18 protein-coding genes, 1 tRNA gene and 1 pseudogene are annotated in these 24,846 nt (G+C 69.6%); 8 read left to right on the top strand and 12 right to left on the bottom strand.

The genetic code is table 11. The annotated features are described in order from the left end of the window. Window positions 1-21: 21 nt before the first annotated feature. Window positions 22-438, bottom strand: coding sequence for a hypothetical protein (locus tag CcI49_RS07090; RefSeq protein ID WP_054566773.1), 417 nt, complete (start codon window positions 436-438; stop codon window positions 22-24). Between the two features lie 197 nt (window positions 439-635). Further along, window positions 636-3,053, bottom strand: a complete 2,418-nt coding sequence (locus CcI49_RS07085) for an efflux RND transporter permease subunit (protein ID WP_076825141.1) — start codon at window positions 3,051-3,053, stop codon at window positions 636-638. A gap of 253 nt (window positions 3,054-3,306) precedes the next feature. Between CcI49_RS07085 and CcI49_RS07080 the strand changes: the two genes are divergently transcribed. Next, window positions 3,307-4,185: a dienelactone hydrolase family protein gene (locus CcI49_RS07080; RefSeq protein ID WP_083749353.1), complete on the top strand. Its 879-nt coding sequence runs from the start codon at window positions 3,307-3,309 to the stop codon at window positions 4,183-4,185. Window positions 4,186-4,267: 82 nt separating this feature from the next. Here the strand turns inward: CcI49_RS07080 and CcI49_RS07075 are convergent, their stop codons facing one another. Then, a complete protein-coding gene (locus tag CcI49_RS07075; RefSeq protein WP_076825139.1) occupies window positions 4,268-5,152 on the bottom strand; it encodes a helix-turn-helix transcriptional regulator in 885 nt (294 codons plus the stop codon). A gap of 176 nt (window positions 5,153-5,328) precedes the next feature. Here CcI49_RS07075 and CcI49_RS44360 point away from each other — a divergent pair. After that, window positions 5,329-6,770: pseudogene (locus tag CcI49_RS44360) on the top strand (MFS transporter). A gap of 139 nt (window positions 6,771-6,909) precedes the next feature. On the opposite strand, the gene CcI49_RS07065 reads toward CcI49_RS44360, so the two are convergent. Continuing rightward, complete coding sequence (locus CcI49_RS07065) at window positions 6,910-7,308, bottom strand: nuclear transport factor 2 family protein (protein ID WP_076825137.1); 399 nt, start codon at window positions 7,306-7,308, stop codon at window positions 6,910-6,912. A 190-nt stretch (window positions 7,309-7,498) separates the two neighbouring features. Here CcI49_RS07065 and CcI49_RS07060 point away from each other — a divergent pair, with 190 nt between their 5' ends. Continuing rightward, on the top strand, window positions 7,499-8,308 hold the full coding sequence (locus CcI49_RS07060; RefSeq protein WP_076825135.1) for a helix-turn-helix transcriptional regulator: 810 nt from the start codon (window positions 7,499-7,501) through the stop codon (window positions 8,306-8,308). Between the two features lie 70 nt (window positions 8,309-8,378). Here CcI49_RS07060 and CcI49_RS07055 read toward each other — a convergent pair whose 3' ends face one another. Continuing rightward, window positions 8,379-8,909 carry a DUF4232 domain-containing protein gene (locus tag CcI49_RS07055; RefSeq protein WP_083749352.1) on the bottom strand — a complete coding sequence of 177 codons (531 nt, stop codon included), beginning with the start codon at window positions 8,907-8,909 and terminating at the stop codon, window positions 8,379-8,381. A gap of 1,301 nt (window positions 8,910-10,210) precedes the next feature. On the opposite strand from CcI49_RS07055, the gene CcI49_RS07050 reads away from it, so the two are divergent. Together CcI49_RS07050 and CcI49_RS07045 are read left to right on the top strand one after the other, a co-directional pair. After that, the gene (locus tag CcI49_RS07050; protein WP_083749351.1) at window positions 10,211-11,266 is read left to right on the top strand and encodes a peptidoglycan-binding protein; all 1,056 of its coding nucleotides are present in this window, start codon (window positions 10,211-10,213) and stop codon (window positions 11,264-11,266) included. 123 nt (window positions 11,267-11,389) lie between these two features. Further along, a complete protein-coding gene (locus tag CcI49_RS07045) occupies window positions 11,390-12,346 on the top strand; it encodes a hypothetical protein (RefSeq protein WP_076825130.1) in 957 nt (318 codons plus the stop codon). Between the two features lie 46 nt (window positions 12,347-12,392). Here the strand turns inward: CcI49_RS07045 and CcI49_RS07040 are convergent, their stop codons facing one another. The 3 genes from CcI49_RS07040 to CcI49_RS07025 all read right to left on the bottom strand — a co-directional run bounded on the left by CcI49_RS07040 (window position 12,393) and on the right by CcI49_RS07025 (window position 14,848). Next, complete coding sequence (locus CcI49_RS07040) at window positions 12,393-13,226, bottom strand: class I SAM-dependent methyltransferase (protein ID WP_241839938.1); 834 nt, start codon at window positions 13,224-13,226, stop codon at window positions 12,393-12,395. A gap of 251 nt (window positions 13,227-13,477) precedes the next feature. Then, a tRNA-Val gene (locus CcI49_RS07035) sits at window positions 13,478-13,549 on the bottom strand. An 840-nt stretch (window positions 13,550-14,389) separates the two neighbouring features. Beyond that, window positions 14,390-14,848 (bottom strand): peroxiredoxin, encoded by a 459-nt coding sequence (locus CcI49_RS07025; RefSeq protein WP_054566744.1) that lies wholly within the window; start codon window positions 14,846-14,848, stop codon window positions 14,390-14,392. Window positions 14,849-15,547: 699 nt separating this feature from the next. Here CcI49_RS07025 and CcI49_RS07020 point away from each other — a divergent pair. Further along, window positions 15,548-16,240 carry a DUF4234 domain-containing protein gene (locus CcI49_RS07020; protein WP_235497896.1) on the top strand — a complete coding sequence of 231 codons (693 nt, stop codon included), beginning with the start codon at window positions 15,548-15,550 and terminating at the stop codon, window positions 16,238-16,240. Between the two features lie 309 nt (window positions 16,241-16,549). Here CcI49_RS07020 and CcI49_RS07015 read toward each other — a convergent pair whose 3' ends face one another. Next, entirely contained in the window at window positions 16,550-16,987 is a 438-nt protein-coding gene (locus tag CcI49_RS07015) for a DUF3052 domain-containing protein (RefSeq protein WP_006543704.1), read from the bottom strand. Window positions 16,988-17,356: 369 nt separating this feature from the next. Further along, window positions 17,357-17,746, bottom strand: coding sequence for a secondary thiamine-phosphate synthase enzyme YjbQ (locus CcI49_RS07010; RefSeq protein WP_054566742.1), 390 nt, complete (start codon window positions 17,744-17,746; stop codon window positions 17,357-17,359). A gap of 635 nt (window positions 17,747-18,381) precedes the next feature. On the opposite strand from CcI49_RS07010, the gene aceE reads away from it, so the two are divergent. Together aceE and CcI49_RS07000 are read left to right on the top strand one after the other, a co-directional pair. Further along, on the top strand, window positions 18,382-21,198 hold the full coding sequence (aceE, locus tag CcI49_RS07005) for a pyruvate dehydrogenase (acetyl-transferring), homodimeric type (RefSeq protein ID WP_076825128.1): 2,817 nt from the start codon (window positions 18,382-18,384) through the stop codon (window positions 21,196-21,198). Window positions 21,199-21,879: 681 nt separating this feature from the next. After that, window positions 21,880-22,719 carry a hypothetical protein gene (locus tag CcI49_RS07000; RefSeq protein ID WP_054566740.1) on the top strand — a complete coding sequence of 280 codons (840 nt, stop codon included), beginning with the start codon at window positions 21,880-21,882 and terminating at the stop codon, window positions 22,717-22,719. Window positions 22,720-22,742: 23 nt separating this feature from the next. On the opposite strand, the gene CcI49_RS06995 is transcribed toward CcI49_RS07000, so the two are convergent. After that, complete coding sequence (locus tag CcI49_RS06995) at window positions 22,743-24,326, bottom strand: bifunctional phosphatase PAP2/diacylglycerol kinase family protein (protein ID WP_076825126.1); 1,584 nt, start codon at window positions 24,324-24,326, stop codon at window positions 22,743-22,745. Between the two features lie 97 nt (window positions 24,327-24,423). Next, window positions 24,424-24,777 (bottom strand): DUF5999 family protein, encoded by a 354-nt coding sequence (locus CcI49_RS44090; RefSeq protein ID WP_255354748.1) that lies wholly within the window; start codon window positions 24,775-24,777, stop codon window positions 24,424-24,426. Window positions 24,778-24,846 lie beyond the last annotated feature (69 nt).

Here is a 24,846-nt window from a genome sequence, read left to right as displayed (position 1 = left end):
GCCGCTCCCGGAGCTTCCTGCTCAGGGCAGCGGTCGGTCGACGAGCGGGATCAGCCGTGAATCCGCCAGTGCGGCCGTGCGGTGGCCGACACCGGCGAGATAGCCCTCGTTCGAGGCGAACGCGAGGAAATCGGCCACACCGCCCTGGCGGATCAGCATGACGAGGTCCCACCGCTCGTCTGTCGGGCCGACGAACGGGTGGCCGCCGACACCGAAGAACTCGACCGAGCCTCCGCTGGCCGCCAGGTACGGCAGGGTGTGCCGCACGTAGCGGTCGTAGGCGAGGTGGCCCGGGATCGGCTCCGGCGGCGCGAGGTCCGGGTGAGCCGAGTAGTCGGCCCAGTCACGGAACCGGAGCAGGTTCAACATCGTGAACGGCCCCTCGATACCGCGGGCGAAGAACAGCCGGGCGTTCTCGTCCGACGGGTCCAGGTACACAGGCGAACAGTAACAGCGCGGCGGCGGCGCTCAGGCCGCCGGATCGCGCTGCGGTCAAGGTGCGCTCGGGGCAGCCCTCACGGCTCTGGCCGTCGGGCGCCCCCTCGGACTGCGGCCGCTGGTCCACCAGACAGAGCCCTGGGTGGGGCGGCCGAAGGGGCTCGTCCGCCAGCCAGTGGCGGACGAGCCCCCTTCGGTCAGGAGCGCGCCGGTTCCCGTGCCGGTTCCGGCCCCTGGGTGGGAACCGCTCCGAGGCCGGGTCCCGCTTCGGGCCCGGGTTCGGGCCGGCCCTCGCCGCCGGACCCGCCGTCGCCGGTGCCACCGTCGCCATCAGTACCGCCGCTGCCGCCGTCGGCGCCGCTGTCACCGTCACCGTCACCGCTGGCGGTCTCACCGGCGACGAGGTGGGTGGCTGCGCCGACGGTGACCGGCTCGTCGGCGGGTTCGACCGAGACGTGCGGGACGACCCGTTCCAGCCACTTCGGCAGGTACCAGTTGGCCTTGCCGATGAGGTGCATCAGCGACGGCACGAGCGCCGTCCGCAGGATGAAGGCATCGAGGAAGACAGCGGAGGCGAGGCCGACACCGAAGATCTTGATCGGCCGGCCCGGGGTGAGCACGAAGCCGAGGAACACGGCGATCATGATGATGGCCGCGGCGGTGATGATGCCGCCGGTCTCAGCCTGCCCGACGACCACCGAACGCTTGTTGTCGCGGGTGTGCAGCCATTCCTCGTGCATCCGGCTGACCAGGAACACCTGGTAGTCCATCGACAGGCCGAACAGGATGGCGAACAGCATGACCGGCATCCAGGCGTCGATCGGCCCACCGGGCCCGGCACCCATCGGCTCGGAGAGCCAGCCGTACTGGAAGATCGCCACGGACAGGCCGAACGAGCCGCCCGCCGCCAGCAGGTTCATCAGCGCGGCAGTCAACGGGATCAGCAGGCTGCGGAACGCGATGAGCAGCAGGACGAAGGACAGGCCGACCACGACCGCGATGAACAGCGGCATCTTCCGGGACAGCACCGAGGCGAAGTCGACGTTGATCGCCGTGTCACCGTAGGTGTAGATGTGGTTGGCCGTGCCTTCGTACAGCGGCGGCAGGATGTCCGAGCGAAGGTGCCGGACCAGCTTGTAGGTCTCCTCCGACTGCGGTGACGTGGTCGTCTTGAACGTCACGAACGCGACGTCCTTGGCCAGCGGCATCGTGCCCAGGCTGGCCGGGTCGACCCCCGGGACGTCGGACAGCGTCTCCGACACCCGCTGCAGGTAGGCCTCGTCGGAGGCACCCGGGCCGCTCACGACGGCTTCCAGCGCGGAGTTGTAGCCGACTCCGAACTCGGAGGCGATCAGGTCGTAGCCCGCGCGGGTCGTGGCGCTCTTGGGGTCGCTGCCCTGGTCGCTGGCGCCCAGCTGGAGCGAGAAGAACGGCAGGGTGATCAGGATCATCAGCGCGCCCGAGACCACCGCGACACCGATGCGCTGGCGGGCGACGAACTGCGACCAACGCGCCCAGAATCCCACCTGGCGGTCGTCGATGAACTCGCCGGCGCGCACCGCCGCCCGCTGCTTGCGGGTCAGCACCTTCAGCCCGAACAGGCTGAGCAGCGCGGGCAGCAGCGTCAGTGACGCAATCATCGTGAATCCGACCGCGAGCGCGGTCGCCACCGCCATGCCGTTGAAGAAGCTCACGCCGAGCGCGATGAGACCGAGAATGGCGATACAGACGGTTGTGCCGGCAAACAACACCGCCCGGCCCGAGGTGTTGACCGCGTTCACGATCGATTCCGCGACGGGCACGCCCCGCCGCAGATTTCGGCGGTGCCGGGTGACGATGAACAGCGCGTAGTCAACACCGACACCGATCACCATCAGCTCGGCGAGGACGGGAGTGATGTTCGACACGTTGATGGCGTGGCTGAGAATGTAGATCACACCAAGGCCACCGACGAGGGCGAACAAGGCGCTGGCCAACGGCAGCACCGTGGCGGCCACGGTGCGGAACACCAGCGCCAGGATGACGAGCGCCGCCGCGAAGCCGATGAAGATCGACGACCCCGAGCCCTCACTCTGCCCGATGCCGGAGAATGCGGGCCCGGTGAACTCGACCTGCAGCGAGTCACTGCGCAGGGTCTTCAGCTCGTCGTAGACGCCCTTGAAGAACTCCGGCTCGTAGTGGTCGTTCTCCCAGGTCACGGCGATCAGCGCCGCGGTGGAACCGCGCGCGCCGTTGAGCAGCTTCGGGTTCCCCTCCCCGCTGGCCCCACTGTTCGAGCAGTCGACCAGATCCCAGGGAGATGTGATAAACGCCACATGGTTACCGGAGGCGCACACGTCGGTAAAGGCCGACTTCAGCTCCGGCGGCGACGAGGTGAACTTCCCGTCCTTGTTCTTGAGCACGACGGTGCCCGTAGCGCCGCTCTGATTGTTCAGCCCAGCGCCCTCGAGCAGCTTTGTCACCGACGCGGTCTCGGTGTGCGGCAGGCTGAAGGTGTCGCGGTACGAGGCCCCGCCCATCGCCCCGGCGATCACCTGCACGGCAACGATAAAGCCGACCCAGCCGACGACGACGAGCCATCGGCGACGGACGGCGAGTTCGGCGATCCGTTTCATCAGTTCTCCTGCTCAACCTCTGGCAACCGGCGAACATCCAGGCATCGCGACGGCGACCGCATCCAAGTCGCCCACAGCTTCGCACATACATGCGGACCATCGACAACCAGTTAAGCCAGAGCAATCAGATGCCGAAGCGATCAGTTACCGACGTGACATGGTCTACAGATCTCGAGTCGCCCGGCCGACAGCACCGGCCTGCAATCCGTAGTAAAAGAGCCACCCTTCGACGCGTGGGGTATCGTCCGGCGGGATGCATCGCGACGAGATCGTCACCGCTGCCGGACCAGATGTCACAGCGACCGCCGAGCCCCGCGAGGATGACGCCTCCGCGCCGCTGACGGCGATGCGCCGCCCACATCCTTCCCCGACCAGGGTGGAGATCGAGGCCGGGCGGGCCATGACCGGCGAGCTGACCAGGCCGGCAGGTGATCCGCCGCCCGCGGGCTGGCCAGCGGTGGTGGTGCTGTCGGAGGCGTTCGGGATCACGCCGGAGATCCGTGAGGTCGCCGGCCGGTTCGCAGGCCGTGGCTGGGTGGCGCTCACTCCCGACCTTCTCTCCCCCGGCCTTGCGCCGGTCTGCCTGGTTCGGGCCATGCGGGAGGTTTTCAGCGGCCGGCCGGGGCCGGTGGTCCGCGATCTGGACGCCGCCCGTCGGTGGCTGGCCGGCCGGCCCGAGGTGGATGACCGCCGGATCGCGGTGATCGGCTTCTGCCTGGGTGGCGGGCTGGCGATGCTGCTCGGCGGGCAGGCCGGCTCCGGGGTGCGTGCGGTTTCCGCCAACTACGGCGCCCCGCCGCGGGTCGAGGCGTTGCGCGGATGTGGCCCGGTGCTCGCCGCCTACGGTGGGCGCGACCAGGTCTTCGCCAGAACGGCACCGCTGCTGCGGGAACGCCTCGGCGCGGCCGGGGTGCCGGGTGAGGTGACGGTGTACCCCACAGCGGGCCATTCGTTCCTCACCGGGCGCCCCAGCAGACGCAGCCATCGACTTTCCATGCTGATGACCGGGCCGCTGTTGCGTCCCGGCCCGGAACCCCACGCGGCGGCGGAGGCATGGGACCGGATCTGGGCCTGGTTCGACGAGCACACCGCGGCCGACCCCCGTTCGGCACCGGACGCCGAACCCGCCTGACATCGTCAGCGATCTGAGCGGGTCGGGCGCGGTGAGGCCGACCCGCTCAGATCACGGCGGGACCTCAGGCCACCGCAGGTGCTCAGGCCACCGCAGGTTCTCCTGTCACGGTCGGCGGAGCGGCCAGCAGGCGGAGCGCGGCGTCGGAGCCCGAGCCGGGGGCGGCGGTGTGGGTGAGGATGCGCTGCCCGTTGCTGTCCGACAGGTGGAGAACCTCGTAGTGGAGTTCGAGGTCCCCGACCGCCGGGTGGTGCAGGCGCTTGGTGCCACGTGAGCAGAGCCGGACGTCGTGCCTGGCCCAGAGCCGCGCGAATTCGGGGCTGTTGATGCTCAGGTCACCGATGAGCTCGGCGAGCGAACGATCGTCCGGGTACTGCGCCGTGATGTAGCGCAGGGATGAGACGGCCAGCGCCGACTCGTCGTCCCAGTCGCGGTAGAGCTCCCGTGTGTGCGGGTCGAGGAAGAGCAGCCGCAGCAGGTTGGGCCGCTGGGGTGACCGGGGGGCCGCGGCATCGAGATGACCGGCGAGCAGCGCATGGCCGAGACGGTTCCAGGCCAGGATGTCGTTGCGGCGCCCGAGCAGCATGGCCGGAACGGCGTGCATTGCGTCCAGCAGGGCGGCCGCGCCGGCGGCCGGCAGTTCCGGCCGGGCGGGACGACGGCGCTTGGCCGGTGCCGGCCGAGCGAGGGCGTACAGGTGGGCCCGTTCGTCCTCGTCGAGGCGCAGGGCGCGGGCCAGCGACTCGATGATCGAGTCCGAGGCGTTGGTCGACTGCCCCTGCTCCAGCCGGGTGTAATAGTTGATCGAGATGCCGGCGAGCTGGGCGAGCTCCTCGCGGCGCAGGCCCGGAACACGGCGGGTGCCCCAGGTCGGGAGCCCCACGCTGGCAGGCGCGACCGCGGCCCGACGGGTGCGCAGGAAATCTCCGAGCTCTCGGGTTCCGGTCTTCGGGTCGGCGGGGCGCATGCATCCCAGTGTCAGGCACGTTCGCGGTCGTTGGGTGCCCCTGCGAGTGGTACCAGGCACGGGGGGATCGCAGTGCGGCGTTCCAGGCCGCAGGGTCCACAACCGTGACCACCGAATCTCTGGCCGGCCGGCCGGCGCCGGACCACGCGCCGACAGTGACACCGACGGCGACACCGATGCCCCCGCGGGTCGGCGGCCGCGAGCGGCTCGCCCTCGTGGTGCTGTTGACCGCAAGCTTCACCCTTGCCGTGGACTTCTCGATCCTCAATGTCGCGCTGCCCCGGATCGGCGGCGACGTGGGCTTCAGCCTGGCGAACCTGCAGTGGATCTCGACCACGTTCGCGGTCTGCGCGGCCGGGTTCACCCTGTCGTTCGGCCGCGTCGCCGACCTGTTCGGACGTCGCCGGCTGTTCCTGGCTGGGATCGCCGTGCTCGGCGTCTCCTCCCTGGCCGGCGGGCTCGCGACCGTCCCGTGGGTGCTTCTCACCGCGCGGGTCGCCCAGGGGCTGGCGACCGCGGCGGTGACACCGGCGGCACTGTCCCTGCTGACCACGTCGTTCCCCGAAGGCCCGCTGCGGGAGCGGGTGCTCGGGCTCAACGGAGCACTGATGGCCTCGGGCTTCACCGCCGGCGCCGTCCTCGGCGGGCTGCTGACGGACCTGGTGAGCTGGCGCTGGGCCTTCTTCATCAACGTCATCGTCGCCGTCGTGGTGCTGTCCGTCGGGCCGGCCGTGCTCACCGAGAACAAGGCGGCCGACCCACCCCGGCTCGACGTTCCCGGCGCCGTCACCGTGACGGCCGCGCTGGTCACCGGCGTCTACGGGCTGACCCAGGCCGGTGAGCGCTCATGGAGCGACCCGCACTGCTGGGGATTTCTCGCCGCCGCGACGATCCTGCTCGCGGTCTTCGCCGCCGTCGAGCGCTCCGTGGCGCAGCCGCTGGTACCACCGTCGATCCTGGCTCGTCCGAGCGTGCGGTGGGGCAACCTCGCCGGCCTGCTCGCCTTCGCCACCGAGACGTCGGTGGTGTTCCTGCTGACCCTCTACCTGCAGAAGGTCCGGAACCACACGCCGTTGCAGTCCGGTCTCGCGTTCGCGGTCCTCGGCCTCGGCACGTCGTCGGAGGCCTCCTGGGCCCGCGGGTCATCGCCCGCCTCGGCGGCAGGCAGGCCGTCGTGCTCGGTTTCGTGGCACAGTGCGCCGCGACCGTGCCGCTGGCCTTCCTCGGGGACGCACCGGGCTGGCTCGCCGACCTGCTCGCGGCGACGTTCGTCGGCGGTGTCGCCAACCTGGTCGCGATCGTCGGGTTCATGGTCACGGCGACGTCAGGTCTGGCCGGCGGCGAGCAGGGACTCGCCACCGGTCTGGCCACGATGAGCCAGCAGGTCGGGATCGCCCTCGGCACACCGGTCATGTCGGCGATCGCGACCGCGTCCGAGGCGGAGACGCCGCACGGCATCCTGCACGGGGTCACCACCGCGCTGGCTGTCAACGCCGCCCTCTGCCTGGCCGCTGCGATCCTGCTCGCCATCACCCTGCCCACCGACACCTCGTCCACCGGCACCTCGTCCACCGGCACCTCGCCCACCGGCCGGCGCAACAGCGAGTCCGCGGCATGACCGCCCGCCGACGGGTGCTGCTCCTCGGCTGCCCGATACGTCCCGTAACCGGGCTCAGCGCGGCAGCCCCGGACCCCGGACCGTGCCGGGGCCCCATCGCACGGTCCGGTCCGTCCACTCCCCTACGCCGGAGCTGGCGTCAGGTTCCGGTTCCGGTTCCGGCTCCGGCCGGGACCTTGTCGAGGAAGCCGAGCACCTTGGTGATGCGGCCGTCGGCGCCGCGTTCGATCACGTCGAAACCGACGACCAGCGGCTCGGCGCCCGCCGGGCCGAGCCCCCAGGTGAACCGGGCCTGGTCGTGGTGGCCGTCAACCGGCCCGGCCAGGGTCATCGTCAGGCCGGGAAACTGTCCCTGCACCGCGCCGATCACCGCGTCGACGGCGTCACGGCCCTCGGCCACGGCGATCGGGTCGATGTATCGGATTTCGGGGGCCAGAATCCGCTCGACAGCGGCCCGCCGCGCGACGGAATCGGTCTCGTTCCACACCTCGACATAGCTCAGTGCCAGGCTTTCGAAATCGTCGTTACCGTCGTTCACGGGTGGTCCTCACTCTCGGAGACGGTGTCGGATGTGCCACCGCTGCCTCCCGCATGAGAAGGCTCGGACGACCGCGGAGAACTCGGGATGTTCCGGCGGTGACAGGCTCGATGTTCGCGGCCACGGTGCGGCCCGTCGATTACCTCGGAGGTCATGGCCGGCCCGCCCGCACAGCCCTTAGGGTCGCGGCATGGCCCTCCCCCGCGCGCACGAACCGTCCGTGGGTGCCCTGCTGCGTGGCTGGCGGGAACAGCGCCGACTCACCCAGCTGGACCTGGCGGAACGAACGAACGTCTCGACCCGCCACATCAGCTTCGTGGAAAACGGCCGATCGCGGCCCACCAGCGAAATGATCCTCACCCTGGCCGAACACCTGGACGTGCCGCTGCGGGAACGCAACCAGTTGCTGCTCGCCGGCGGCTACGCACCGGCCTATTCGCAGCATGATCTCGCGTCCCCGTCGATGTCGGCGGTCAGCGAGGCGATCAACCGGGTGCTCGCCGGCCTCGCCCCGCTGCCCGCGGTGGTCGTCGACCGGCACTGGGAGCTCGTCGCCGCGAACGAGGCGATCGGCCTGTTCACCGCGGGCGTGGCGCCGCGCCTTCTGGAGCCCCCGGTCAACGTGCTCCGCCTCAGCCTGCACCCGGACGGGATGGCCCCGCGCATCCTGAACCTGCCCGAGTGGAAAGCGCATCTGCTCGACCGGCTGGCACGGCAGGCAGCGGCAGCCAGGGACAACGCCCTCGATGACCTGCATGCCGAACTGAGCGCCTACTCCGCGCACTCCACGCGTGGCCCGTGCTCCCGGGCGGAAACGCACCCGGCGAACACGCTCGTCGTCCCGATGCGCTACCAGTCACCGCGAGGCGAGCTCGCGCTGTTCACCGCCACCACGGTGTTCGGCACACCCACCGATGTCACCGTGTCGGAACTCGCGATCGAGACCTTCTACCCGGCAGACCCCGCCAGCGCCGCCGCGCTCACGGCTTCTCGGCCCTGATGCATCCCCGGCCCCGGCCCCGTGCCAGTGCCAGGGGCCGGGGATGGCCCTGGGGCTGCCGCGGCTCAGTTCAGCTGCCGGGGCGCACGTGCCCGACAGCGGTGACAGAGAGCGTGCTGAGCCCGGGTGCGACGCAGGCGTCCTGTGTGAGCGGGATGAACCGGGAGCGACCGCCGCCGGGTGGGGTGACACGCGCGCCCACGGCGGGCCGGTAGCTGCCCGGTTCCGTACACCCTTCGATCGACCCCGCCAGGTCCGAGGCGATCAGGGTGAACTCCGTCACGCCGCCCGGCCGCAGCGTCACGGGCACGCCGACGGCGCCCGAGTGACCCGACGGACCCCCCAGCACGCGGCCACGCTTGTCGACGAGTTCCACGGTGGGGAAGCCGGATATCACGCAGGCCTGGGCACCGGAGTTTCGGTATTCGATGGTTCGGTAGACGGTACCGGCCGCGCCGTCCTCCCGGACCACGGCTGGGACGAGGGCGGCCGATGCGCACCGGCTGACCGTTCGAGCCGCTGCTGTCGCCGCGCCGGCGTCGACAGCGAGGGCACCGGCTGTCAGAGCGCCCATGAGAAACGCACCAGTCATCCGTCTCATGCTCTTCCGCCCTTCTTTGTGCCTTCCTTGCGTCTTCGCCACCCGCCGCTCGCGAACCGCGCGCCGGTAGGCGGGAAACCAGCCGAACCACGTTCAGGACCCGTCGCCTGAACCACAGTGCAGGCCAACATTCATCACCGGCGCGGCGCGGGCATCGGCCAGGTCACCGCCCGGACGTCGAGCAGGGGGATTACGGGGATCCAGACGGCGTGACCGGGCATTGGTCGGCGCCCGCAGCCTCCGCCGTATCCGCCGCGAAACCCACGCCGCCTCCAGCCTGGGTGACCGCCAGGATGAGATCGGCAGCTCTTCGCATGCTCACCAGCCCCCCGCGCTCGGCGTACCGTGATCCGGCGCGCCTCAGCGTTCCCGCCCACCCCGGAAGAAAACACGGACACTGCAATGCCAGGGACATCGGCCCTTCCCCCAAGCCCTTTGGCCTTCCCGCCCCGGAGAGCTTGGGCGGGCGAAGCCCTCCAGCAGGATCCGATCGCGGTACCGCCATATCCGGACCGAGCGCACATCCGGACCGAGCAGATGTGGTCAAACAGGCCTCGACCGGTCAAGACCGCGATCACGGGAATGCTCAGTCAGCTGATCCGCAAGCCTCGACATACCTGGCTCCACGTCGCCTTTTTGTGGGTGTATCGGACGTTTTCTTCCGATGTGAGACCGCGGATCCGAGGGCTCCATTCGAAAATCCCAGGTTTCACGGGATCCCGAGCGAGCACGGAACACGAAGTCAGGCCAACGGAACACGAAGTCAGACCAGGAGACATACAACGCCCAGCTTGCCGCCGGGTTCGATGTCAGCTCCGTCTCCCCCGCCTGTTGGCTGGCTCGGCCCAGCAGTAACCCAGGGCCTGGTACCGCTGTTGCCGGGGGCCGGCGGCCACAACACAGGACAGCGCATGGAATCACTACGTTGGTGCCTGCGGCGCTCCTCGGGCCAGGAGAGCGTTCGCGACAGCGCGACAGCGAGGGCGCGGCCCCCCGAAAGGCCGCGGGCGACCGCCTGGATGCATCCTGTCCCAGAGGCAGGGGTTCGCCCGTTCCCGGGCATCTCGGACTACGAGGCGCACAGCGACCCAGCCGACAACAGGCGTAATACTGGGAGAAACCCTCGAACCCCGGAGTTCCGGCGGTGGAGCTCCGGTGGCCGAGCGATCGCCAATGATGATCAGAAGCGGGTTCTGAGCCCGCCGGCGCTCACCGGCCCCCGGTGATCMCATGGCGACCGCCATGACCCGCCGAGGAATCCTTCCGATGACCTTGCAGGGCCAGCACGACCGAACGGATCGATGTCGTATTTCCCGGTCTCAGCGATGTGGTGCTCCGCGCCAGATTCCGGCCTGATTCCGATGCCCCGCACGGTGGATTTCGGTCTGGAAAAAATCGTTCGAGATATTTCGAAACCAAGGGTGCCGACGAGGAAAACCGCAGTCTCGCTCCGTCGTCTTGGCACCCGGCAAGGAGGCCTCGGCATGACTTTGAGATCGGAAGAAGAATCGAACCAAGGTCAACCTACGATCAGAAGGGGCGCGTCCGGGCCGGCGGTGAAATGGTTCCAGCGTGCGTTCAACAGATCGGACACCGGCGGGAGGATTTCCCCGGACGGGGAGTTCGGCCCGGCGACGGAAGCCGCCGCACGGGACTTCCAGCGGGCCCATGGCCTGAATCCTGACGGGGTCGTCGGGCCAGCGACCTGGGCGGCTCTCCCAGATGGGCGGCCGATGCCGCTGCTGGCACAGGGGGCGCAGGGTGAGGTGGTTGCTCGGCTCGAGGAGGTGCTGAACAGCTGCGGCTACTCACCCGGTTACATCGACGGAGTCTTCGACGCGCGCACCAGATCGGCAGTGACCGAATTCCAGCGAGCGGAGGGGATCAGCGCGGATGGTGACGTCGGTGATCTTACTTGGCAGGCACAGGTGAACATAGCCGGTCAGACGCTCGAGAATGYCGTCGGCCTTTGGTTCGCCGGAGACTCCGGCGGGCACGGAAATGAAAATGGAGGAGCAATGGAAACGACCTACACCGTCGCCGAGCACGACACGTTGTCCGGGATCGCGCAGCGGTTCTACGGGAACGCGAGCCTCTACACGCTGATCGCCAGCGCCAACAACATATCCGACCCGAACAAGATCCGGGTGGGTCAGGTGCTGAAGATCCCGCCGCAGTCGTACACCGTCGCAGCGGGTGACACGCTGTCCGAGATCGCGCAGCGATTCTACGGGAACGCGAGCCTCTACACGCTCATCGCCAGCGCCAACAACATACCCGACCCGAACAAGATCCGGGTGGGTCAGGTACTGAAGATCCCGCCGCGTCCGCTGGTGGGCGCCGCGTATGGATCATAGGGAAATTTAGAAGAAAGATGGAACTGGGTCACGCTCCGTCGCGCCGTGCGCGTGACGGAGCGGCCCACGTCCAACCGCTTCACCGGCACAAGCGGAAGAATGACAGGTGAGGGGTGCTGTCGGATGCGAAGCGCGCCTTGGCGGGGACATATCAAGAACAAGGTAATCCGTGACCGCGCGGACCTGGCCGCCGCGCTCGATGGCGACGAGAACAGCACCCAGTACGTGTCGATCTGTGGGCTGTTGGAAGCTGCCGAGGAGGCTGCCGAGGAACGGGCAACGCTGCTGAGCTGGTGGAATGGGAACCCTCAAGAGTACGCCTACCGAAGTCTCCACGAGGCCGAGGCGCAGATCCATCGGTTACTGAGCGGCCCTGAGCTGGTGGCCCACGCAAACGATCTGCTCGTCGCGGCGTCGGTCTATCTCACGGCTGACGACCTCAGGCTGCGGGCCGTCGCGGATGGCGACACCGATGCTGTCAGGTTGAGAAATCCACCGGATCCGGCAGCGGTCGCGACTCTTGCCCGTGCGGTGAACGAGGCATCGGACGAGAAGTACGCGGAAAGCCGAGGATTCAGAAATCGACTGATCCGGCTTACACTGATCAGTGCAGTTGCGGTCGCCCTGGTAATGGTTGCCCTGGCCGTCGGCACTGTCCCGCTATCAGCTGAGGACACGGGCACGTCCGGTCTGAGAACCGCGATGTCCGTGTCGTTGTTCGGCGCCATCGGCGCCCTGATCAGCGCCGTTCCGCCGCTCGCACATGCTGCCGGCACCTGGAATCCGTTCTCGCTGCCGGTGTACCAGATGCTGCTGAAGATCGTCCTAGGCCCTTTGTTCGCTGTCGTCGGTGTGATCCTGCTGAAGGCCGGAATCATCCCTGGCACACGTCCTTCGCTGTCACTCGCGGACCTGCTTGTCTGGTCGGTCGTGTTCGGCGCAGCGCAGCAGGCGGTAACGCGCTCGGTTGACAGCCGGGTCGCCGGGCTCGTCGCCGACGACCCTGCCGGAGACACGTCAGGTCCGGGCGAAGCGGCGTACGGCCAGACCGGCCCCTCAGATCGGCGCGGTCGTCCGTGAGTCAGAACTGCAACGGCATTTGTGACGACTGTGGTCGGGCACAGCCCTACAGCTTGCGGGCGACGCCAATGACATGCGCGCTCGTTCCGAGCATCGACGGCTCGGTTTCGGTCAGGCGGACCGCCCTGAGCAGATCGGCGGGATCGACCATCCGCTGCTGCAGGTCCCCCAACAGCCAGGCGAAACCCTCGACCGCGACAAGGCGGATGTCCTGATAACCGGCGAGGTCAAGTTCCGCGCGCAGTTCCTCGGGGTGGTGAAAATAGGCCCAGAAGCCGCCCTCGGCCGGCTGGGCCGGGTCCTGGCTAAGGCCAAGACGCACATTGCGGTCAAAGTCGCCCCAGATCTCGCTGCTTCCCAGCAGACCCTTCATTGTTGCGTCGAGGACCCAGGCGTGCCGAGCGATAACCTCGACCAGAAGGTCACCTCCCGGTTTAAGGACCCGGGCCGCCTCGCGCAGCGCCGCGACCCGGTCATCCCGCTGGACAAGATGGTAAAGCGGGCCCATCAGCAGCACGGCATCGGCCGACTGGTCGGGCACAGGAAGGCGACGGGCCTCACCGAGCTCGGCTCGAAACGGCGCGTGCGGCTGCGACCGGGACCGGGCCCGCGCCATCTCGACATGGCGGGCGACAGGGTCAATGAGAACAACCTCGTAGCCGCGGCCGGCGAGGTGCGCGGCATGGGTACCTGGACCGCCACCGACATCCACGACATGCCCCTGACCGACCAGGAACCGCGCGAAGATGTCCCAGGTCCGCAGCCGGACCAGGTCGCCTAGGCCCGGCCGCCACAGACGGTCGTCCTCGTCAACCAGCTCATACCGGGCCGCCACCCGGCTGTCGATCTCCACCCGACCAAGTATGGAAAGCCCGCCCACGCCTGACGATCCGTTTTACCTGCTCGCCAGACACCGTCGACTGTCTCATGATCGCGCACTTGAGTGGTGTCTGAACGCTGCACTACCAACCCAAGGAACGATCTACACCCGCTGTTACAAACGCCCAGTTTCCCCGACCCCAGCGGCGCCCCAGGCGCCCGTCGGGGGGTCTCGGGGGGCCACCCCCCGGCAGACATTGCGGCTGTGCCGCAGGCGATCCAAAGGATCGACAAGCATGCGGAATCAGCGCGTGGGCGCGGCAGGGATCGAACCTGCGACCACTCGCTTGTAAGGCGAGCGCTCTCCCGCTGAGCTACGCGCCCGGGAGGATGCCAGCCTACGCAACACAGGGGCCTGCGGCGGCAGCATACGTCCGGCTGCACGGTGTCCCTTCCGTCAGGAGAGTCACCGTGCCAGGTCGAAACGTTAGCGGATGATCGCGAGTTTTGGGTCAGGAGACCGGCCGTGGCCGCCCGAACATGCGGGATAGGGCGGCGTCAACGTCGGCGGCGAGGGCTCCGTCGCGGTCTGGGAGGCTCACGGGCGCGCCCGTGTCCGGCGAATCCGCGAAGGAGTGTTCGGTCTCCGCCTGCGCCGCCTCAGAGCGCGCGTGGGCGTCTGTCGCCGCGGGTTGGCCCATGGCCCCGGGTTTGTCTCTTGCGGCTGCGAACGGTCGCACCAGCGGCCTCGGCGGTTCGCCTGCGGGCGAAGGGGGCTCGGCTGGCGGCGGCTGCAGTTGCAGTTGCGCCGGTGGGTGCTGACTGGCGATATCCGTGAGCTCGGGTGCGTGGCGGTCGGGCTCCTTGCGAGCGCCGCAGTCGCGGCACAGGACTGTTCCGAGCGCCTTCGCCAGGCGGGTCGAGGCGCATCTGTTGCACCGGTCGAGGATCGCGTCCCAGTCCGGGGCGGGGCGGCAGGTCGGGCAGACCAGAACCTGCTCACCGCTGATCACGACGCGGTGCCAGGGACTTGATCCCCGGACCGGGTCGGTCTGACGCTCGCTGCAACGGAAACACGGCATGAGGTTCACCGTCCTCACGAGACCGGCGGAGCACGTCGACCGTGGCGCGCCTCGTTGGGCTCCCCCGCGGGTTCCTGGCTGGCCAGGTGCGCCGGCAAGGAGCCCGACGGGGCGGGATCACCCGCCCGTCGGCTCCTGCGGACTACAGCGAGGCGAGCGCCTTGAGGTACTCGGCCTGGTCACGTGCGTCCGGAATGTTGTTCACAACCTTCCAGCGCACCTTGCCCTCCTTGTCGATGATGAAGGTCCCGCGCAGGGAGATGCCCTTCTCCTCGTTGAAGACCCCGTAGGCCTTGGCCACCTCGCCGTGCGGCCAGAAGTCCGCGAGCAGGGGGAACTCGTAGCTCTGCTGGTCCGCCCACACCTTGTGCGCGAAGGCGGAGTCGACGGAGATGGCGAGCACCTGCACGTCGTCGTTCTGGAAGGAACCGAGGTCATCCCGGACGGAGCACAGCTCGCCCTGGCAGACCCCGGTGAAGGTCAGCGGGTAGAACAGGAGCACAACGTTGCGACGGCCCCGGAAGTCGGACAGGGTGACGACCTCGTTGTTCTGGTCCTTCAACGAGAAGTCGGGGGCGACGGCTCCGACGTCGACGGTCACGAGCTGTTCCTCTCGATTGCGGTTGGTTTCGCGTTCTTGGGTGCTGCTCGACCTCGCGGTCTTMGCGACCAGTCAGTCCTCTCCGCCAGCATGCCACCGCCGGCCACGCCCTTGGCGTCCGGCCACTACCGGTGTGCCGGATCGGGTGTGCCGCTCCGGCGCCCTGCGCCCTGCGCCACGGCCCGCTCTCCCGCTCTTCCCCGAGGTGGGACGTCCCACGTGGGCCCTCGGGACGCGACGCAGGGCACGCCGGGCACTGTGGGGCTCCACAACGCCTTGGCCGCCAGGAGATCACAGCGACGACCACATCGTCAGGGCTGCCTGGCACCACACGGGAAACGAACGGTCCTGCAGGGCAGGGCAGAGACAGTAGGCGCGTGATCCCGCGCGGGACGGTGGTCTTCAGGTCGGCGGCAGCAGGAGCACCCGGAGAGCCCACTCCGACTCCGAAACGTACAAATCCAGATACGGAGAGCATACTTACGCTCAACGATCCCACAGGAAAGCGCCGGAACAGGTTTCCAGCACTCCGGTGTCCTAGTCTGACCGGTCAACGGCCTCGATAACAATCGAGCCGGACAACTACAGAAGACTACTGGGGCGGTATCCGCTTCCAGCCGGTCACCGCTCGCGGCCAGGCCGGGAGCGAAACCGCATGACGGCGCGTCGGGCGCCTGCGGTCCGAACAGCAGGGAGGTCGTGTCCACCTTGACCAATCAGATGCCGCCGCCCGGCCCGCCTGGCTGGGGGCAGGGCAGCCAGGGAGGGCCCGGCGGCCCGCCGCCCGGGTTCGGCGGCCCGCAGGGCTATTCCAACCCGCCCGGCCCGTTCGGCGCTCCGGGCCCAGGTAACGCCCCGCCGTACTCGGACCGGACGGAGCCGTACGCACCGAGCCCGTACCCGCCGAACCCCTACCCGCCACAGCCCTACCCGGGAAACCAGACCTATCCGGTGCCTCCCGGCTACGGGCCGCCACCCGCCGGCGCCTCGCCGGTCGGCGCCGGGGTTCTGGGTAAGCGACGCAACCCGTTCGCCGTGTGGCTCGGGCTGCCGATCATCACGCTCGGCATCTACAGCCTTGTCTGGGTCTACAAGACCAACAAGGAGCTCTCCGCGTACAACCCCCGCATCCAGGTCAACCCGGCGTTGTCGGTGCTGGCGTATGTGATCGGCTGGGTGTTGATCGTCCCGCCCTTCGTGGCCACGTGGCGGTTGGGTACCCGCACCCGGGATGCCCAGCGCGCGGCCGGGCTCCCGGAGCTCAGCCCCGGGGTGGCCTTCGTGCTGTGGCTGGTCGGCGGAGGTGCCCTGTACCTCCAGTACGAGATCAACAAGATCTGGGCCCGTTACCCGGGCGCAGTCGAGGGCCAGCAGGTCCCGCTGAGCTTCTGAGGGGCCGGCGACAGACGGCTCAGAAGCGGTACTTCAGCGCTTCGGTTCCCAGATCGGGCCGGGGCGCTGAAGGCCATCGGGCCAGGGCGGCAGACGGGCGTTGTGCGGTGGCCTGGCGTTCATGTGTGCCCGATGTTTCTTGTGTGCCCGGCGTCTCTCGTGCGCCCTGCGTCTCTCGTGCGGGCGTCTCTCGTGCGGCCACAGCACGGCGGCAGCCCTCTCCGCCTCAGGCAGCCATCTGGGCGCACGCGAACAGCCGGGTTGGCGGCACCTGGAGCCGCCAACCCGGTCACTGCCGGCACCGGGCCGTCAGCGGTGGCGTACCCGCTGCGACTTGGGGGCCGCCAGCCGCATCCCGGCCCATTCGGCCGCGACGCTGACTGTGCTGGTCTGAACGAGGCCCGCGGTGGGCACAGCGTCGAGGACGTCGCTGGGCTCGACGTGACCTTCGCGACCCGCCTTGGGGGTGAGCAACCAGATCACGCCCTCCTCGGACAACTGCCTGCGCGCGTCGATGAGGGCGTTGGCCAGATCGCCATCGTCCTCACGCCACCACAGGAGGACGACGTCGACCACGTCGTCGGAGTCCTCCGGCACAAGCTCGGTGCCACTCGCCGTGGTGACCGCATCAAGCAGGTCCTGGGCGATGTCGTCGTCCTCGTTGAGCGACTGGACCAATGTGCCGGCCGCGACTCCCAGACGTTCCGCACGGCGCTGACCCTCGGCGTTCGCCGCGGTCGGACTCACCCTCCGCTACCTCCTGCTCGTCTACATAACGCCTCGCTGTGGCGAGGCGCCCGGTCGTGGGCGGACCGGTCGGCGACGATCCGCTCGCGCGACCCGCCGTAGGCCTAGTCCACCGGACCATCCGGTGGGTGCGCAAGTGCCACGCCGGGGGTTGTGGACAAGCAGGGGGATGCCGGCCGTTCCACAACGATCTCCGCTGACACAATCTCGCTACCCACGGGCCGTCACGTCAACCCGTCACGGCAAACCCGCCGACACGATGTCACCATCGTTCCAACCTGCGGGAATGTGATGTGGGACGCCTTGGCGGCCGAACCCTGCCCGGCCCCTGGGCCGGACCGGCGGTCAGGCCGGTCACCGGGCGTGTGGTCAGCCTGCGAGGAAGGACAGCCGAACCGTCCGATCCGGGTTGTCCACGTTCAGGTCGACGAGTGCGACCGACTGCCAGGTGCCCAGCGCGAGCCGGCCGTCGAGAACGGGAACGGTCACCGACGGTGGCACGATGGCGGGCATCACGTGTGACCGGCCGTGCCCGCGCGAACCGTGGGCATGGCGCCAGCGGTCGTCCGCGGGGAGCAGTGTCGCCAACGCGGCGAGCAGGTCCTCGTCGCTGCCGGAGCCGAGCTCCAGAATCGCGACGCCGGCGGTGGCGTGCGGAACGAAGACGGACAGCAGCCCGTCCCCACGGCCGGCGACGAACTCCGCGGCCCGGTCGGTGAGATCGACGACCCGGTCATGACGGCCCGTATGCACCGTCATTGTTCTCGTCTCCACCTTCGACGTCCTTCCTCCGTTACCCACCGACGCTCCAGTGTCGCCGCGGCGACGTCCGGGGTCCGCCCTGACCCACGCATGCCGGCCCGCCAGCGCCGCTCTGTGGTCCGCGCCGTGGTCCGTGAAGCGCGGGCCCGCGCGCGGGGCCCAGCCAGCCACCCAGGCCGTCGCACGGCCGCCCGCACGGACGGTCTCGCATGCCACCCGGCCGTGCCGTCGGCGCGGGCCACCGTCCGGGTCGTTGTGCCGCCTGTCACCGGGCGCTGCCAGCCGGCCCGTTATGGACCGGTTGGGTTTGTCACACGGCTGTGCGGGCGCTCGCGCGGGCCCCGGGCACGGTCGGCCCGAGAGCCAGCCCGCGCGCACACGGTGCGCAGCCGGACGAAGCATGACGTCTTCCACGATCCGCGATCCGAGCCGAACCCGGCACAGCAATCACGACAACCGGTTGCTGGATGCTGACTGATGGTCATATCACCACGATGCATCCGGTGATATCGGGCCCTGTCGATCCAGTTTTGTTACCAATCAGTAGGCAGGGCGTGCGTGACGGCGGTGTCGAGACGGAGCACGATAGTGAGGAGGCATCGGCCAGGAGCTACGGAGAGCAGGAGTTAGGCGTGGCGCAGGACACAACACGGAAGTTCTCGGTGATCACCGACGGGCTCCCGAGCCAGTTGCCGGACATCGATCCGTCCGAAACCAGCGAATGGCTTGAGTCCCTGGATGCTGTCATCGAGGAGTCGGGGCGGGGCCGCGCGCGGTTCCTCATGCTCAAACTCCTCGAGCGAGCACGTGAGAAGGCTGTAGGCGTACCGGCTCTGACGAGTACGGACTTCATCAACACGATCCCACCCGAGCAGGAACCCTGGTTCCCGGGTGACGAGCACGTGGAACGACGCATCCGCGCCTACATCCGCTGGAACGCCGCCATCATGGTGAGCCGCGCCAACCGTCCCGAATACAACGTCGGCGGGCATATCGCGACCTATGCGTCGAGTGCCAGCCTTTACGAGGTCGGTTTCAACCACTTCTTCCGCGGCAAGGACCACCTGACCTCCTCGCCCGGCAGCGACTCCGGCGACCAGATCTTCATCCAGGGCCACGCCTCGCCCGGTATCTACGCACGCGCCTTCCTGGAAGGGCGCCTCACCGAGGCACAGCTGGACGCCTTCCGGCGGGAGGGCGAGCCGGGCGGGCTGTCGTCCTACCCTCATCCGCGCCTGATGCCGGACTTCTGGGAATTCCCCACCGTCTCCATGGGCCTCGGCCCGATCGATGCCATCTACCAGGCTCGATTCAACCGCTACCTGCTCAACCGGCAGATCAAGGACACGTCCCGCAGCAAGGTGTGGGCGTTCCTCGGCGACGGTGAGATGGACGAGCCGGAATCGATCGGCGCACTCGGTGTCGCCGCCCGCGAGGAGCTCGACAACCTCATCTTCGTCGTCAACTGCAACCTGCAGCGCCTCGACGGTCCCGTCCGCGGCAACGGCAAGATCATGCAGGAGCTGGAGTCGACGTTCCGCGGCGCCGGCTGGAACGTCATCAAGGTCGTCTGGGGCCGTGACTGGGACCCGCTGCTCGCCCAGGACACCGACGGCGTCCTCGTGCACCGGATGAACACCACGCCCGACGGCCAGTTCCAGACGTACTCGACGTCGGCCGGCGACTACATCCGGGAGAACTTCTTCGGCGCGGACGCCCGGCTGCGCCGCATGGTCGCCGGCCTCACCGACGACGACCTGCGCAAGCTCTCCCGCGGCGGCCACGACTACCGCAAGCTCTACGCGGCCTACAAGGCGGCCACCGAGCACACCGGCCAGCCCACCGTGATCCTCGCCCACACGATCAAGGGCTGGACGCTGGGCAAGGACTTCGAAGGCCGCAACGCCACGCACCAGATGAAGAAGCTCACCAAGTCGGAGCTGAAGGAGCTGCGCGACCGGCTCTACCTGGACATCCCCGACGCGGCGCTCGACGGCCACCTGCCGCCGTACTACCGCCCCAGCGCGGACTCCGAGGAGATCCAGTACATGCGGGAGCGCCGGGCGGCGCTCGGCGGTTCCATCCCCCGCCGGGTCGTCCGGGCCCGCCCGCTCACCCAGCCGCCGGCGTCGATCTTCGACGAGCTGCGTCGCGGTTCGGGCAAGCAGCCGGTGGCGACGACGATGGCCTTCGTCCGGCTCCTCAAGGATCTGATGAAGACCAAGGAGATGGGCGCCCGGTTCGTGCCCGTCATCCCGGACGAGGCTCGCACGTTCGGGATGGACGCGATGTTCCCCACGGCGAAGATCTACTCGCCGCACGGGCAGCGCTATGAGGCCGTCGACCGTGAGCTGCTGCTGTCGTACCGGGAGTCCGAGGCCGGTCAGATGCTGCACGAGGGCATCAGTGAGGCCGGCTCGATGGGCTCGGTGATCGCGGCGGCCACGGCCTACTCCACCCACGGCCAGTACATGATCCCCGTCTACGTCTTCTACTCGATGTTCGGGTTCCAGCGGACCGGCGACCAGATGTGGGCGCTGGGCGACCAGCTCGGCCGTGGCTTCCTGCTCGGTGCCACCGCCGGGCGCACCACGCTCAACGGTGAGGGCCTGCAGCACCAGGACGGGCACTCGCTGCTGCTGGCGTCCACCAACCCGGCGTGCGTGTCGTACGACCCGGCGTTCGCGTTCGAGGTCTCGCACATCGTCCGGGACGCACTCGACCGGATGTACGGCGAGCGGGACGAGAACGTCTTCTACTACCTGACCGTCTACAACGAGCCTGTTCCGCAGCCGGCGGAGCCGGCCGGGCTCGACCCGGCGCAGATCCTCGCGGGCATGTACCGCTTCCGCACCGCCGACGAGCTCACCGGTGGCGACGGCGCGGCCGCGGGCGCGGCGGGCGACTCGTCCACGCCGCGGGCGCAGATCCTCGCCAGTGGCACCGGCATGCGCTGGGCGCTGTCAGCCCAGGAGATGCTGGCCGCCGACTACGGCGTCGCCGCCGACGTGTGGTCGGTCACGTCGTGGAACGAACTGCGCCGCGAGGCCCTCGTCTGCGAGCGGCACAACCTGCTCCACCCGGAGGAGGCTGCCGCGGTGCCCTACGTCAGCCAGATCCTCGCCGGTGCGCCTGGCCCGGCCGTCGCGGTCTCCGACTGGATGCGCGCCGTTCCGGACCAGATCTCGCGGTGGGTGCCGCAGGCGTACACCTCGCTGGGCACGGACGGCTTCGGCCGCTCCGACACCCGGGCCGCCCTGCGTCGCCACTTCAACGTGGACGCCGAGTCGGTGGTCGTCGCGACGCTGGAGGCGTTGGCCCGCTCCGGCGAGGTCGAGCAGGCCGTCGTCGACGACGCCATCCGCCGGTATGGGCTACGCAAGGATGGCGTGGGCGAGGTCACTCTCAGCTCGGCCGTGGAGGTGTCCGAGCCGGCCGTCTCCGGCTGACAACCTCCCGGGCGGCCGACCTGGCCGCCCATCGGAGCCGCAGGCACCGCCCGCGGGTGAGTCTCCGTATGGCCACCTGCGCAACCGGGCGGCACCTGACCGTGCACCTGCCGGGTCCACGGGCCCCATCCCCCCGGGGGTCCGTGGACCGCAGGTGGCGAACCGGGCCACCCGCGACACTGAGTGACGACACTCGCGGCACCCAATGGCACGCAGCGTAACCAAACATGGTCGCTACCCTCCGCGTTCACCGTGCTCCAGCCGCGCACCGGCTAGCATCTGTACTCCAACGATGCCACCAGCCCAGCGCTCCTTGTGACAAGCAGTCACCGACAATCGGTCCCTGATCGTCACCGGCGACACTATTGTCTCGGGAGTGACATCAAGGCCAACGGCCACGCGCGGCAGTCACGCGCGGGCCCGCGGTTCGCGACCACCGCGGAGCCCGCTCCGCGGAACCGGATCCGTCGCGCCACGGCACCGGCCCGCAGGGGTTCCGGGTGACCGACCGGCGTGTCGTGCCCCTGTATCCGGCGCACCACCCCGCGCACTACCCAGCGCGGGGTGGGACCCGTCGCGGCCCGGCAGCCACGAGATCGAGGAGGAGCACGTGACGCGTGTCCCGAGGACCACCGGTCCGTCCGCCCATCGGGCGGCAACCCGCCAGCCGGGCCGGCAGGCATGATCCTCCGGGCGCGCCGCATCGACCGGCTGGAGGAGCACCCGAACCTCCGCGGAATCCTCGGGATCCTCGCGCAGCTCGTGCACACCACCGACAGCGAGCTGGTCTCGCTGGCCGCGCTGTGGCGCAACTCCGGGCAGCTCGCCTCCGCACGGGACAAGGCGCTGGCACCCGACTCCCCGCTCATCGTCGAGGTCCTCGCCGCGTTCGACGCGCTGTCCGCGATCTACGCTGACGACCTCACCGGCGCCGAGTTCGTCACCCTCGACCCCGCGATCACCTCGACGGCGCTGCGTGCCATGCGCGACGCCCTCGCCGGCGCCTACGCCAAGCCGATCCTCAACCGATCCGAGTACACGGCGCTGCTGCGTCCATGGCGGACGGTCTACCCGCGGGTCCGCTCGCACGAACCGGATCTGGGCCCCGCCGCCGCCGACGTCAAGCGAGTCCTGGCGACCCTGCCCAGGCTGGCGCGCCGCTGCCACGACCCGGCCAGCCTCGAGGTGTTCGACGGCCTGCTGACGACCGTGATGACCCGCGACGACGAGGCCCACCAGGCCGCGATGGAACGGGCCTTCGACAGCGCCGTGCTGACCGGGCGGCGGCGGGTGTGGACGCTGGTCCGCCGCAGTGCCGCCGAGGGCTTCTGGCGGCTGTGCCCGGCCTGCCGCCGACTCGCCACCGCGCCCGACTCCTCGTCGGACGAGCGGGTCATGGAACTGTGCGCCGACCTGGCCTGTGCGCTGCTCGTCGAGGACCTGCTCGAGCCGGACGTCTACGCGACGCTCACCATGCCCCTGCGTGCGCTGATCCCGCTGCAGGGCGCCGCCGGGGCCTGAACATCGCCGCCGGGGCCTGAACGTCAGGCTGGCCGGTAGACAACCAGGCGGGCAGGGCTCGTGGTGACCGCGATCCGGCGGATACCCTCGCTGACCTCACCGTCGCCGGCGAAAGGCAACGGTGCCGCCTGGTTGGACGCGATGCGCACCCGCTCGACGGTGCGCTGCTCGTAGACCCGTGAGCGGCCCAGCCGGCCGGTCAGCACCGCACCGACGAGCCGCAGCCGGGCCAACGGCGCCGCCGCGTCGACGACCCGCAGGTCGAGCAGGCTCTCGTCCAGACGGGTTCGGTAGGTCGGCGCGAAGCCGTCGGGCAGATAGCGACCATTCCCGACGAAGATCAGCCAGATCCGGCGGGCCTCGCCGTCGATCTCGGCGTCGAACGGCGGCTCGTTCCACAGCACCCAGCTCAGCGCGAGCAGCATGGCGGGCCATTTGCCGATCCGGTGCTCGAAACGCTCCCGGATGCGGACCATGTCCGGATAGCCGCCGAAGCTGGCGGTGTTGACGAAGTTCCGGGTGAACCGCGCACCGGTCGCGCCGATCCCGTCCACCTGCCCGACGTCCACCGCGACGGCCGTGCCGTCACGGACCGCCTTGATGGTGTCGCCGGGCCCGCTCAGGCCGATGTCGGCGGCGAAGTGGTTCAGTGTCCCGGCGGGAAAGACCGCGAGCGGCACGCCGCGTGCGAGGGACACCACCGCCGCGGTGTTGATCGTTCCGTCGCCGCCGGCGACACCGAGCACCCGGCTGCGCGCCGCCATCCGGGTGAGGGCCGCGGTGATGTCCTCGCCGGGACCGACCTCGACGATCTCCGCTCGTGGCAGGTCGGCCCGCAGCACGTCGATCAGATCGGTATGGTGCCCGGCACCCGAGCGGGCGTTCACGACCACACCGAGCCCCGCCCCGTCCGGCAAAGCCGGGGCCCAGGCGGACGCGGGCCGGGCCCGGGCGGGCGTCCCGGGCCGCCGGGGCATCACCTTCGTCGTGAGCAGGCCGGCACCGACACCGAGCGCGACCCCCGCCACGACGTCCCCCGGGAAGTGGGCGCCGACATAGACCCGGGAGAAGGCGACCGTCGCTGCCAGCGCCGCGACGGGAACAGCCGCGACCGGCGCGTCGAGCGCGACCCCCGTGGCGAACGCCGCGGCCGACGCCGAATGCCCGGACGGGAACGAGAAAGTCGTCAGATCACGGCCAAGCCGACGCAGCGGCGGAACGCCGTGGGTCGGCGGCCGGTCCCGACGGAACAGCAGCTTCGCCGGGCCGTTGGCGGCGGTGCTGGCGACACCCAGCGCGAGCAGGCCACGCAGCGCCGCGGAACGGCGACGGCCCTTGCTGGCACCGAGCACGCCCGCCACGCCCCACCAGAGCATCCCGTGGTCGGCGGCGTGCGAAAGCCGTGGCAGCAGCGGATCCAGCAGCGGCCTGGCGTCGGCGAGCGAGGAGAACATCGCCCGGTCGAGGGCCGTGCCGCTCCGCAGCAGCCGCCGGCCGATCTCGACGTCATGGCGAACCAGCAGCCGTGCCAGTCGCGGAGGTCGCGGAGGTCGCGGAGGTCGCCGCGTGGATGTCACGCCGGAACGGTACCCGTTCGCCGGGTACATGCAGGCATTTCCGGACGTCAAAGGCGCCTTCGGTGGCCGGCCGCCTGGCCGAGGCGGACCCACCAACCGAGGCGGTCGGTCAGACCGGGACCAGCGGTCAGACCGGGGTCGGCGTCGCGGCGGCCGCGCGGCGCGGCAGCGGCGGCCGCGGTACGCACCCTGGCCTGGGCAGCGGCCGGCGCGGCTCCACGGTGCGACCCGTGGGCAGGATCTCGCCGGTGTCCTCGAAGAGGATCACGCCGTTGCAGAGGAGGCTCCAGCCCTGGTCGCAGTGCCGGCTGGTGACCACCGCCGCATCACGGTCCGCGCCTTCCGCGGCCGGGCACGGCGGGTCGTGCGGGCAGCGCCGCCGGGACGTGGGAGAGACGGAGGAGGGATCACTGGACGGCTCTGCGCCCAGTGACGGCGCCGCCGTGGCAGGCGCCTGGCCAAAAACACTTCCTTGGTGCACGAGCACCAGAGGTTACGCCTCTCCGTTAGGCACGTCACACGCGGGCGCCTGTGGGGCCACCGGCGTGTC

It is taken from the genome of Frankia sp. CcI49, from assembly GCF_001983215.1.
Taxonomy (GTDB): Bacteria; Actinomycetota; Actinomycetes; order Frankiales; family Frankiaceae; genus Parafrankia; species Parafrankia irregularis.
The sequence above is the reverse complement of the archived record's forward strand: the minus strand, read 5'-3'. Positions and strand labels throughout refer to the sequence as shown.